The sequence below is a fragment of the Oceanobacillus sp. M60 genome, assembly GCF_053839645.1.
Genome location: NZ_JBSSNH010000003.1, coordinates 271,560 through 284,535, shown reverse-complemented (window position 1 = coordinate 284,535; position 12,976 = coordinate 271,560). Strand labels below are relative to the sequence as shown.

General features: G+C 41.5%; 9 protein-coding genes. All 9 read right to left on the bottom strand.

Annotated features, from left to right (window positions below; translation table 11 throughout):
• Nucleotides 1-228: 228 nt before the first annotated feature.
• The gene (locus ACW0TQ_RS09280; protein ID WP_256705973.1) at nt 229-1,686 is read right to left on the bottom strand and encodes a protein adenylyltransferase SelO; all 1,458 of its coding nucleotides are present in this window, start codon (nt 1,684-1,686) and stop codon (nt 229-231) included.
• 228 nt (nt 1,687-1,914) lie between these two features.
• Complete coding sequence (locus ACW0TQ_RS09275; RefSeq protein WP_256705972.1) at nt 1,915-3,096, bottom strand: GTP-binding protein; 1,182 nt, start codon at nt 3,094-3,096, stop codon at nt 1,915-1,917.
• A gap of 137 nt (nt 3,097-3,233) precedes the next feature.
• Complete coding sequence (gene dcd, locus ACW0TQ_RS09270; protein WP_193065013.1) at nt 3,234-3,776, bottom strand: dCTP deaminase; 543 nt, start codon at nt 3,774-3,776, stop codon at nt 3,234-3,236.
• Nucleotides 3,773-4,978 carry a GTP-binding protein gene (locus ACW0TQ_RS09265; RefSeq protein WP_042532814.1) on the bottom strand — a complete coding sequence of 402 codons (1,206 nt, stop codon included), beginning with the start codon at nt 4,976-4,978 and terminating at the stop codon, nt 3,773-3,775. The genes dcd and ACW0TQ_RS09265 overlap by 4 nt, the downstream gene beginning before the upstream one ends.
• 18 nt (nt 4,979-4,996) lie before the next feature.
• On the bottom strand, nt 4,997-6,670 hold the full coding sequence (locus tag ACW0TQ_RS09260) for a nucleoside recognition domain-containing protein (RefSeq protein ID WP_256705971.1): 1,674 nt from the start codon (nt 6,668-6,670) through the stop codon (nt 4,997-4,999).
• The gene (locus ACW0TQ_RS09255) at nt 6,664-7,773 is read right to left on the bottom strand and encodes an NAD(P)/FAD-dependent oxidoreductase (protein WP_455725597.1); all 1,110 of its coding nucleotides are present in this window, start codon (nt 7,771-7,773) and stop codon (nt 6,664-6,666) included. Before ACW0TQ_RS09255 ends, ACW0TQ_RS09260 begins: the two co-directional genes overlap by 7 nt.
• A 46-nt stretch (nt 7,774-7,819) precedes the next feature.
• A complete protein-coding gene (locus ACW0TQ_RS09250) occupies nt 7,820-8,785 on the bottom strand; it encodes a CobW family GTP-binding protein (protein ID WP_193065017.1) in 966 nt (321 codons plus the stop codon).
• A gap of 149 nt (nt 8,786-8,934) precedes the next feature.
• Complete coding sequence (gene rpsN, locus ACW0TQ_RS09245) at nt 8,935-9,204, bottom strand: 30S ribosomal protein S14 (RefSeq protein WP_040984215.1); 270 nt, start codon at nt 9,202-9,204, stop codon at nt 8,935-8,937.
• Between the two features lie 1,522 nt (nt 9,205-10,726).
• Nucleotides 10,727-12,844: a peptidoglycan D,D-transpeptidase FtsI family protein gene (locus ACW0TQ_RS09240; protein WP_455725596.1), complete on the bottom strand. Its 2,118-nt coding sequence runs from the start codon at nt 12,842-12,844 to the stop codon at nt 10,727-10,729.
• Between the last annotated feature and the right edge of the window lie 132 nt (nt 12,845-12,976).

The following is a 12,976-nucleotide window of genomic DNA, read 5'->3' as shown; positions in this document are numbered from 1 at the left end:
TGCTATGGTTGAAACGTATTAAGGGATTTTTAGACTGTTTTGCTAATTATCTTCTGTTAACAGCTTACCAATAACTCGACATGAATGGAACCAATAACATAACTATTGTTAAAAATAGAAAATACTTCCCCTATCAGATGGAGCAGCCCTAAAAATAAGCCCAAGAGATTATGTTGATAATTTCTTGGGCTTCTTTCTGTTCCATTCTTACAATTCCAAAGTATATCATCACGTACCACAAAACGTCTGAAAATCCTGTTCCGGCGGATCAACAGCATATTTCTCCTGCTCCTCTGTATACGCATAAGGATCTTCCAATGCTGTTAATAAAGCATGAAAAGGTTCGTAATCGCCTTCTGTCACAGCCGCAGCCAACACCTCTTCCACCAAATAATTTCGGGGAATAATCGATGGATTATGCCGTTTCATTAATTGATAAGCTTCTTCTAAAGATGCCGTCTGACTTTCAAGCTTATCCTGCCATGCCTGATGCCACTCTTTAAAAGCAGTGGATTGGAAAAGAACGGAATCAGCATCAAGCTGCTGCAGCGTTAAAGCACGGAAGGTATTGGTAAAGTCTGCATGATATTTCTCCATCAAATCCAACAAGCTTCGAATCAATGTTTTATGATCAACACTTTGACCGATAATCCCCAGCTTCTTCCTCATACCGTCTAACCAATAGGCTTCTACTGACTGCACATAGGTTTCCACAGCCTCTTTTGCCTTTGGAATCGCTTCTTCTTCATCCTCATCCATCAGAACTAACAAGGATTCTGCAAAGCGCGCCATATTCCAAGCACCAATTCCCGGCTGATTGCCGTAAGCATAACGCCCTTGCTGATCAATCGAACTAAAAACTGTTTTCCGATCATATTGATCCATAAAAGCACATGGACCATAATCAATCGTCTCTCCGCTGATAGCAACATTATCTGTATTCATCACACCATGGATAAAGCCTTTTAACTGCCAATCCGCAATCAGCTCGGCCTGCTTGTCTGCCACCTTATACAAGAATGTCAAATAACGATTTTCATCCTCTGCAATCTCTGGATAATGCCGCTTCATGCTATAGTCTGCCAACGCTTGTAAATCCTTTTTATTCCCCCACTGCCTTGCATATTGAAACGTTCCAACCCGAATATGGCTTTCTGCCACTCTTGTCAAAACAGCGCCGGGCAGCGGAGCTTCACGAAATACCGTTCCCCCGGTGGTTGCTACCGCTAAACTGCGGCTTGTCGGAATGCCCAATCCATGCATTGCTTCGCTGATTAGATATTCTCTCAGCATCGGTCCAAGGACCGCCCGTCCATCCCCGCCGCGGGAATAAGGCGTTCTGCCAGAGCCTTTCAGCTGAATATCATAGCGCTCACCCTTCGGAGTCACTTGCTCTCCAAATAATACAGCACGACCGTCTCCAAGCATCGTAAAAGAACCAAATTGATGTCCTGCATAAGCTTGAGCGATTGGATTACTTCCCTCTGGAAGCTTATTGCCTGCGAAGATTTCCGCTTCGTGCTTCAAGGCGGAACTATCCAACCCTAATTCTGCTGCGAGCTTTTCATTGTACACGGCTAGCACAGGGGCATCTGCTTTTGCTGGTTTTACATTCGTAAAGAAAAGCTTGGGCAATTGCTGGTAGGTATTTTCTAAGCTCCAGCCTTGATTCTGTTTATCTGTCATCGGATCGCCTCCTTTATTTAAACTGTTCGTTTTCTTTAGGATAACATATAAGTATATTTTACTTGAATGAATCACCTTTTTTTACTTTGCACTTTTATTTGTAAAAATATTTATTATCATTAATTTCTCCACTTAAACTTCTTGTTTTCCTATAGTATAAGAGGGGAAGAATACATAATTTATGCATTCTTCCCCTCTTATACTTGAATTTTAATATAATAAATTTCTTTAAACCACAGGAAAAGCAGGTAAATCATCCACAAAAGCAGAAATATCCTGTTCCGCTTCCTCCTCCGTCACTAAACAAGCATCCAATGACGCCGCAATCCCTTCCTTATCCATCTCACTGCCAATCAAAACAAGCTCTGTCATCCGATCCCCGGCCTGCTCATCCCAGTCCTCAAACAAAGCGGGGTCCTGCACTTTTAATGCTTCCTGTTCTGCTTCCGAATAGCTTGCCAGCCATCTGCCGGCTCCTTCCAGTGTCATCATTGAACCTGCCTGAGACAAAAACCCTGCTACATTATTTCTGGTGACTAACCAAAAGAAGCCTTTCGCCCGGAGGATTTCCTTCGGCCAATTTTCCAGCCAACCTTGAAAACGCTCGGGATGAAACGGTTTTCTGCTTCGATAGACAAAGGAGCTGATTCCATATTCTTCTGTTTCCGGAATATGCTCCTCATTCAATTCCTTTATCCAGCCGGCGCCATGCTTTGCTTCTTCAAAATCAAACTGACCGGTTTGAAGCACCTGTAACGGGTCTACTTTCCCGAAGGCCGCTGTGATAAATTTCGCATCCGGGTTTAATTTATAAAGTAAGCTCTTTAATGAAGTAATCTCTTCCTCCATCATCTGATCTGTTTTATTTAAAATAATCACATTGGCAAATTCAATCTGGTCTACCAGTAAATCGACAATGCCTCTTTCATCGTCCTCAGCGACTTCCATCCCGCGGTCCATCAATAAATCCTCTGATTGATAATCCTTCCAAAACTGATGTCCATCGATGACCGTTACCATCGTATCAAGCTGAAAAAAGGCATTTAAGTCGATTCCCAATTCATCATCCGCATAGACAAAGCTTTGCGCAACTGGAATAGGTTCCGACACACCGCTTGATTCAATCAACACATAATCGATATCAAGTTTTGCTAATTTTTCCAGCTCTACAATTAAGTCTTCTCTTAATGTGCAGCAAATACAGCCATTAGTCATTTCTACCATATTTTCTTCCGTACGGATAAAGCCGCCTTCTTTTACCAATTTGGCATCCACATTTATTTCACTCATATCATTCACGATAACGGCTATTTTCAATCCTTGCTGATTTTGAAGCAGATGATTCAGCAGGGTTGTTTTCCCTGCACCTAGAAATCCGCTTAACACCGTTACTGGTATTTTCTTGCTCACTTTATTTCACACCTTTCTTACAGATGAACTGGCTGTAACCGTCATTCTGGAAATGACAGCATTACAGCCAACTAAACGTCTTTATTCCTATATTTTTTTCTATATATAAAGAAGCTTCCTCTCCGCCAATGAAAGATTCACGTTCTTTCCTTGTCCAAATAAACACGGCTCGGTGTCGTCCCTTGCTGATACAAGTACTTTCCACTATACCCTTCCGTTTTTTGATCCACTTTGGCAATAACCAGCTGGCAAACTCGCATTCCGGCCTGCAGCTGAACAGGCACGCGATTTGCATTAAACAATTCCAGTGTAATTTGTCCAGAAAATCCCGGATCGATCCAGCCTGCATTTTGAATAAAAACACCGAGCCGACCGATCGAGCTTCTTCCTTCCACAAAGGCAGTTAACTGTTCTGGGAGACCAATTTGTTCCAATGTTGTTCCCAATAGAAAACTTTGCGGCGGAATCGTGATGATTTCTTGCTCTGCTATCTTGATTTTCCGATAATCTGCTGGTTGATCAACCGATAAATAAGGCGTAGACAAGTCATCAACAACTAAAAAATCTTTCCCCAGCCGCAAATCAATCGAAGCTGGCTGAACACTTAATTCCTGAAAAGGGGTAATTGTTAACTGCTTATCATCAACATACTGTTTTATCGTTTGTCCGGATAAAATCATGCCTTCGCACTTCCCGATAGCTGCCATGGAAATGGATTTCTAAACGCGGTCCAGTCCTCATCCATTTCTGTTTCACTCAACAAGCAGCGTTCTAAATCCTCCGTTATCTGCTCCTTATCCAAGTCCATGCCAATGAATACCAGCTTGGTATGGCGGTCTCCGAATTGCGGATCCCACAGCTCTCTGACCTCCGGATTATTCTCGAATATTTCCCTTTGCTGGGCTTTTGGCAGCGAATCGACCCAATAAGCTAACGGCTCCACCTCGACAGAAGGGCCTGCCTGCGATAGCAATAAGGCTAGATTATTATGTGTCGCACACCAGACAACGCCTTTCATGCGGACAATTTCTCTTGGCAAATCCTGATACCAGCTTACCAGCCGTTCCGTATGAAATGGCAATCTGGACCGGTATACAAAGGAACTGATCCCGTATTCTTCGGTTTCCGGCGTATGATTTTCCACGCCTGCATTTAATTCCTGTAACCAGCCGGCTGACTCACTTGCCTTCTCAAAATCAAACAAATTCGTATTGACAATTTCCTGTAAATCGACCTTACAATGCTGCGTGCGGATGATTTTTGCTTCCGGCTGTAAGGTACGAATCACCTTCTCCAGCTTTTCTAAATCCTCTGCTTTGACTAAATCCGTTTTATTGAGAATAAGCACATTACAGAATTCAATTTGGTCAATTAATAAATCAGCAATATTTCGTTCATCTACATCACTGACCGCCTGTTTCCGGTCAAGAAGCGAATCGCCTGAACCGAAATCGTGCCAGAAGCGGTTCGCGTCAACAACGGTAACCATGGTATCCAATCGGCAATATTGGGTTAAATCAATATCCATCGTTTCATCAATATAAGAGAAGGTTTGGGCTACCGGAATCGGTTCACTAATCCCGGAAGATTCAATTAGGATATGATCGAATTCTCCCTGTTTCACCAGTTTTTCCACTTCCACTAATAAATCCTCCCGCAGTGTGCAGCAGATGCAGCCATTAGACATTTCAACCAGCTTTTCCTCTGTCCGTGAAAATCCTCCTTGGGATTGGACCAGCTCACTATCAATATTGACTTCACTCATGTCATTGACGATGACCGCCACCTTTAACCCTTCCCGGTTATGTAAGACATGATTTAATAACGTTGTTTTTCCAGAACCTAAATACCCGCTTAATACCGTAACAGGAATCTTCTTCATGTATTCATCCTCCTCTTTTTAAAATATGAAATGTAATCCTCCAGCAAGAATTGCTGCACTGACAACACTGGTCAGCATTTGCTTTCCGCCAATAGACAGGGAAGTCCTCCAGCCGAGTTCCTTCCCAATTGTAAATAATGTCACCAGACAGGCGGAGAGTGTCGATGCCAGATAGACAAGAATAAAAATCTGGCTGAGCGGCATCTCCATCAATAAGCTGCCCTGCCCTTCATTTAAGATAAGCAGACCGTCTTTTCGAATGAAAGAAAATATCAGCCCCGGCGCCGCATCTACAGGTAAGGAAAATAAATAAAGTATCGGCATCGCAAGCCAATGGAGAAGAGATAATATATTCATAGCCTGGAGCACAGATGCCGCCAGACATATTATTAAAAATATCGGCATTGCCTGCAGTAAAAATTGTTTAACCGAACTGGCTACCTTCCATGCAAATGCCTGCCAGTTTATTTTTTGAATATAAGGAAGCGGAGCAATACGCGTTAAATTATCTGCCTCATTCCGATTCCAAATTCTTGTATGGATCGCTCCAACGATAAATAAGATAAATAGATATGGAATAAATAACAGCGGGACATGTGCCGCACTAAAGATAGACAGCGTTGCTCCGATTTGATAACTGCATGCCGAGCCGAATGCAATCAGTGAAACACAGCTCGTGCGGGTGCAGCTGCTGCAGCCCCGGCTTTGGAAAACCGCCACAACATTACACCCGAACCCCGTGATAACCGGAAGCAGGTCCCTTCCCGTCAAACCAATTTTACGAAGCCATGGATCCAGTGCACGTGTGACATGCTCCTGTATACCTGTCTCCTCGGTAAGACTTGTCATCACACTGATCAGCAGTACAACAGGAAAAGCCCACAGAAAGGAATAAGAGCCTAGCGTAATCAAGCCGTAATCACCTGTTAATACCTCCGCCAAAAAAGAAGGAGCCTGATTGATCCAGCCTGTAATCGGGTCAAGAACATATTGATCAGCTATCGGCTCAAGCCAGCTGACAAATAAATAAGCACCCATGACAGGGACAGCAAACATTCCTAAAATAAAGAAGCAAGCCAGGATTGGTCCGGCAATCGGCATACGGAATGCCGGAATTAATTGATTAGCTGTATCGCCCGAATCAGGAAGGAAGCTTAGAATACTTTTAGAAGCTCCCCAGACTTCAGCCTGTTTAACACCCGCAATCACTGCTTCCTGATCCTGCTCATCCATTTTTCTTGTATTTACCCAGATAACGGGAACCTGTACTAATTCCTTTATTCGATTTTGTTCAGACTCGGGTGGTAAATACTTATCTCGATGTGTTGCAACAACTGCAATCCTTTTGCCTTTCAAATTTAGTTCGTCCTGCAGCTCGGTCAATTCTTCCTTTAAATTAGTGGCTTTCACAACTAATAAAATCGTTTTATCATCCTGAAAATGGTCCAGGGTAAGCTGTGTATTCTGGCTGTCCATATCAAATTGCAGCCCGGGAAGATCTGTTAGACGGACATCGGGATGTAATTGACAGGAAGCTTTCAAAGCAGCAATCGTGGACCCTTTTACATTCCTGGCAACAGCACTTTTTTCACCTGTCAGCGCACGGAACAAACCCGACTTCCCAACCGATTCACTGCCAATCAGCACCACCTCCTCCTGCGTAAGGGAAAAGGCTTGAGCCTGCTCTAGCATTGGCACATCTCCCCGCACATGGAAAGGTCATCCAGATAGAAGTTTTCTTGTCTATACTCTTCCAAAATGGATAAATCCAAATCCAGCTGTCTTCCAATCGTTTCTGCGATTACCGCAAACCGCTGGCGGAATTTATAAATATAACAGAAGATATGACTGCCATGCCGCAATTCTGGACCTGCCAAAAACAGTCCGCTCACTGCTGTTGATTCATCCTGCTCATTCACAAGTACTTCGTTATGCTTCCCGCGTGACACTAAATTCTCTATTTGCTTCGTGCTGCCAGTAAAGCCTGTTGCCAGAATAGGTCTCGCCTTTGTAAAATATACTTTTCCATCCTTCGTATAGACATCGTAGCCTGAAGAATTTTCTTCTATCTTTGCGACAGTTGTATTACCTGTTACAGTTAATAAACCCGCATCGAATAAGGGGCGAACCCGATTGTAAGTATAGGTGGACAGCGCAATACTTGGATCACTGCTCTCCACTTCCCATGTATTCGTTCTGGCAATCACTCTCGTCTTTTTACCAAGCTGCCCTAATTGATAGGCAGCATCCATGCCGCTTTCATAACCGCCAATGATAAGAAAATCATCTCCATCGAGCTCCTGCCAGGATGAAATCATACTGTTGTGGATTCCCAAATCCGCACCGGGGAACGGCGTTACATCAGGAAATTGGTATTCTCCCCCAGTCCAGACAACATAGCGGCTTTGATAAATTCCGTCTGACGTATTTATAGAAAAAACGGTGTCTTTTTTATCTATGTGATTCACCTGAACCCCTTTTTTGATTGAAATGGCAAAATGATTTGCCACTACCTCCAAATATTTCGCATAAGCTGGTCCTGTGGGATGCTCCATATCAAGGGTATAAGCCGGTGACGTTTTCGGAACGATGGCGTTTAAATCGGTTTGACCAAATCCTTGCGCCGGGAATGATGGCGTAATAAAGCGCATTTCCTCCGGCCAGCTTTGAAAAGAAGCACCAACATCATCTTTTTCTAAAATCAGACAGGATGCATTCATTTGCTTGAGTATTGCCGCAACACCAATACCTGAAGGGCCTGCCCCTACAATAACGACATCATATATTCCTTTCATGGTTACCCTCCTCAAATCGTAATGATTACGGTTTTATATTCAAAAATTAAGCAAGGCAATATTGAAAGCCTTTTTCCAACTCTTGATGGTCAAGATGCTTTCCAATAATAACAACCTCGCTTTTGCGCTTTTCATCCTTTGTCCATACATCACCTTCTGTACCTGCAAACAGCATATGCACTCCTTGAAACACCACTTTTTGCTCCATTTGTTTAATGGAAAGCACTCCTTTATAACGGTAGAGGCTTTCTCCTTTGATACGAACTAAGTAAGCAAACCATTTATTCACTTTGTCCAAATCAAGCGGGCGTTCATCTTGAAATACAAAGGATGTCACGTGATGATTATGATGATGGTGATGCGGTTCTGTCAGCAGTTCGGGATCAATGTTTAAGGCATAATCTAAATCAAACGATTTTTTTCCGATTAATTCTTTGGTATCTACGTTTCCATATGTCGTATAAAACTGATGGGCATTTGGATTCATATGCGTTAACTGTGCTTCCAGCTGCTTTCTTTCGTCTTCTGTAATCAAATCGGTCTTGTTCACAAGCAAAATATCGGCAAATGCAATCTGCTGCTCCGGCTCCTCTTCCTGCAAATGCTGCTCGATATGCTTCGCATCGACCATCGTGATTACGCTGTCGATTTCAAAGGTATCAGCCATCTGCTCATCCATCAAAAACGTTTGAATAACTGGAGCCGGATTCGCCATGCCCGTTGTTTCTATGACAACCCGGTCCACCTTTTCTTTCTGCTTCATTAAATCAGTTAGCAAGCTGATCAAATCACCGCGTACATTACAACAGATACAGCCGCTGTTAATTTCAACGATTTCTTCCTTTGTTCGTATCACTAATTGGCTATCAATCGATGTATCACCAAACTCATTAATGATCACAGCAGCCTTCTCATTGGGCATATCGTGCAGCAGTTTATTTAACAATGTTGTTTTCCCGGCTCCTAAAAACCCAGTTAGAATCGTTACAGGGATGGGGCTTTCTTGTGACAATGCGTTTCCTCCTTATCCATGAAAGAAAAAACAGCTTTCCGCCAAGTATCCGTTAAAAGCTGTTTTCTTTCCTATCTTATATCGTGTGGTACATGAAAATACAGCGTCAGCTTAGATGATACTGCTGCTTAGATAACTGCATGATTTGATTACCAGCTGGCTTTCTTCACGCCAGGAACTTGTCCTTTATGCGCATATTCTCTAAAAGCAATACGGGACATGTTGAATTTACGCATATATCCGCGTGGTCTGCCTGTAACCTCACAACGGCTTTTCAAACGGGTTGGTGAAGAATCCCGAGGCAGTTTACGAAGCGCTTCATAATCTCCTTTTGCTTTTAGCTCTCTTCTTAGCTCTGCATATTGTGCAACCATTTGCTGGCGTTTTTTCTCTTTTGCAACTTTTGACTTTTTAGCCATTTTACACTTTCTCCTTTCAATAGTACTCTTTATTTTGTATTTCTTAATAAATTTAAATCGTAACGATTACGAATGGAATTTATTATAAACTATTTTATTAAATATGTAAACAGTAATTATTACGTTTTAGTTTTTTTATCTGATAGCCTCAAAGGTTAACCCTACCTGTAATAAAAAATTTGTACAATAATTAATAGAAGGTTCCTGTTCCAGCTGCGAACATTAGAATCGTCAAAGTAAAAAACCATGGACACCAGCCCCCAAGTAGAGTCAGATATCCATGATTGATAAGCTGCTTTATTTCATTGTAACGCCGCCGTTCGCAGCAATAGACTGCACGATAACAAAGCTTGAGGATTAACTGCTTAGCCGTAATACCGCATCAGCAATTTCATCATCCTAACCTGCTGTTCGGATTCTCCTTCGCTCAACCTTGGAAATGCTTGAATTCCGACGAAGGATAGGATACGGCCACTCCTATTTCTATATAAATTTTTGATTCCCATGTCTTTTTTAAACAACCATCTATTTTAACAGCAATCTCTCCCAATTAGGAATAAGTGCAGAAAAAAAGAATCGGATTAACCTTTTCATAGTAATCCGATTCTCTCTCTATGCATGTTTCTCGCTATGAATTACTTCCACTAAATGTGACTCTGACTTTGTATGGCCATGGATATCACAATAATACACGACGGTTTTTATTTTATGAAAAACATCACAGGTGCGTGTTTCCCTGAGGAAATTTTTCCAATAAGTATATTCATGTGTGTCAACGTGGATTATTTCATAATTAGTGCTTGATATTTCCCAATTGTGTTCTATTTCATCCGTCGTCGTGTCTCCCTCAATAATTTCTGCTCCTGCTTTAGGCAACCCTATTGAGAAGTATAGAATAAGCGTAAGCCCTATTGTAAAAAAAACATTTCTCAATTTTATCAGCCCTTTTATCATTTTATTTAATTTAATAATTCTTCTATGTAATTTAACCAAGCAAATGAGAAATATACCCCTTATACGACAAAAATGGAGAGATGCCCGACACTGTAAAAACAGTATCATGATTATTTATGAATCTGTTTTTTTATAGAAAAGAATACCTCCGGCGGCTTGTTGCTGTTATCTCGTTAATGTCGGCTGTATAATTTTTAATTTTTGGCAGCTTTCGTGATACTTGTTTCTAAAGCAACCGTTAAAAAGTATTTAATAATTCTTATCTTCAAATCCCTCTCACAAATCACATAATATTCGTACTAATTCACTCAAAGCAGCAGTACCAAAAATCATTCGATAACGTTTTTCCAACCTAGAAAAAGATTTTACACAATACAGATGCAAAAATATTGTAATCATGCGGTACTCTTCTGGAGATGATTTTGCATTTGCTTTAGCTCAAGGGTTAGAAAGCTAATCCTAATCATTTATAAACCGTGATGTGGTTAGTTCACATCACGGTTTACTATAATTTCTAATATAGTTTTTTTATCTTCATCCATACAATATAGGAGATAGTAAACGTTGATTATTCTTCCTCTTCATTATCATTATCACCATCAGAATCCTCAGCTTCTTCGTCGTGATCTTCTTTGACTTCAAAATAGGAATCTAAAACACGTTCCCCAACTTTTAAGTTAATCTGATCTCCTTCACCAATTCCAACATGCGGTACAACTACTGCAAAAGCAATTTCCGGATCATCAAATGGTGCATAGCCGACTAAGGTTAAATTATTGAGGTCAAACCGCTCTCCATCAACAAATTCCGCTGACTCTGCTGTCCCTGTTTTTCCTGCCGGGTTATATGATTTATCATCGAAATAATCATTACCTGTTCCTTGTGACCCTTGATAGGAAAGACGAAACCCGTCCTGCACACGACTAATTTCATCATCTGTCATCTCAATTCGGTTCATCGTCGTTGTATTGGACGAATAATACAATGGGCCAAGCTCATCCATGGAAGCAACTGGATCACGGGCTTCCTTTAAGAAATGAGGCTGAACACGATAGCCATCATTCGCAATCGTGGATACATACTGAGCAAGCTGCATGGTCGTATACGTATCATACTGCCCGATGACAAAATCAAGCAGATTCCCTGGATTATCAGGAACCTGTCCTCTTAATCCAGTACTCTCATATGGAAAGTCCACTCCTGTAGTCGAACCGAGTCCGAATTGATTAAAATAATTTTGCAGGGTTTGCAACGTTTCACCCATGTTTATATCTAAATTGGCATTTCGCGGCATCGGATGACGATAGTCTCCCCCTAACCGCAAGGCAACATAGAACATATAAACGTTAGAGGACCTTTCCAGTGCAGTTAAATCATTTACCGTTCCCATATCTTGAACCGACCTTTTCACTTCCGATCCTGCCAGCCGCATCGGTGCATCGTTAAACGTTTCCCCGGGAGAAATAACTTCGGAATCATAACCTGCCAGAATTGTTGCCCCTTTAATACTGGAACCAGGCTCATGCGCGTTAGCCAACGCTGTAAACCCGGCATTATTATTATATTCATCATTCTCGGTATCATATTCTACACCAGAAGTGGCTAACAGTTCTCCCGTTTTCGGATTCATAACAACAGCATAGGCATTGGTTGCAAACCGATTTTCATATGGGCTGCTTGCTTTCATGGATTGAAATTCATCTAATAAAATATCATCCACTTCCTGCTGAAATTCTAAATCTGTCGTTAATACTAAATCTTTTCCCCGTTCGCCGTCCACAATCGTTTCTGAACCGATAATCGATCCATTTTGGCTTGTCGTATATTGGATTTGTTCCTTACGACCGCGAAGGAAATCTTCATATTGCTCCTCAAGTCCACTTGTACCAACACGATCGTTTCTGCTGTATCCCATTGTTAAGTAAGCATTCAAATCCTCTTCAGGAATACCTTCTTCCTGACTGGAGACGTTGCCTAGAATACTAGTTAACGTGTCTCCATTTGGATAAACGCGGTCCCAATCTGTACTGGCATTGATTCCAGGCAGTTCATCTAAATTTTCCGCTACAGCTGCATATTCCTCGGCTGTGACATCTTCATTTTTGACAACCTGCGGGGTTAAAGCATAGGCACTATCCAATTCTTTTTTTATCGCAATAATCTCTAATTCATCATCTGTAAAATCGGAAATTTCTTCATCTGTGATTAATTCCAGCGTGGCATCATATACCTCGGAATTCTCCATTTCTTCTGTATTGACCGTCTCTAGCCGCTCTTCTATCTCTTCCTCATGATGCAATAGATAATATTCTCTTCTATCTCTGTCTGTTATTCGATCGATGGTTTGTTCATCACCCATATCGATATATTGCGCCAGCTTTTCAGCTACTTCCAGACGCTCCTCTGCTTGCACATCATTCGAAGGTGTGTACGTAATAGAATACATTGCTTCATTATCTACAATAAGTTCTCCATTGGTATCATAGATTTTCCCCCGGGGTACGGGTACATTCGTTGTATCTAAATTCGTCCTCTGAATTTCATCTTGATACGATTCTCCATTTAAAATCTGAACAACACCTAACTGAAGTACGAGCGCAGAAAATAATAGGAAGATGGCAAAAAAGAGGATATTCATACGTATAGAGAGCGGGGCTCGTTTTTTCTTATTTTTTTTGTCTGCCACTTTTCCCCTCCTTGTTCTATTTCAAGTATATTATCAATATGATATCTTTCTTGAAATACTTTGTCAGCTGATTGAGCAACAAATTTAAAATAATTCATTCTGCTGATTATTCCCATTTCAGATTGTAAAGCT

Coding starts and splice junctions, on each gene's coding strand:
- ACW0TQ_RS09260 (WP_256705971.1), bottom strand. CDS start 6,670: ATGCTAGAGCAGGCTCAAGCCTTTTCCCTTACGCAGGAGGAGGTGGTG.
- ACW0TQ_RS09280 (WP_256705973.1), bottom strand. CDS start 1,686: ATGACAGATAAACAGAATCAAGGCTGGAGCTTAGAAAATACCTACCAG.
- ACW0TQ_RS09265 (WP_042532814.1), bottom strand. CDS start 4,978: ATGAAGAAGATTCCTGTTACGGTATTAAGCGGGTATTTAGGTTCTGGA.
- rpsN (WP_040984215.1), bottom strand. CDS start 9,204: ATGGCTAAAAAGTCAAAAGTTGCAAAAGAGAAAAAACGCCAGCAAATG.
- dcd (WP_193065013.1), bottom strand. CDS start 3,776: ATGATTTTATCCGGACAAACGATAAAACAGTATGTTGATGATAAGCAG.
- ACW0TQ_RS09255 (WP_455725597.1), bottom strand. CDS start 7,773: ATGAAAGGAATATATGATGTCGTTATTGTAGGGGCAGGCCCTTCAGGT.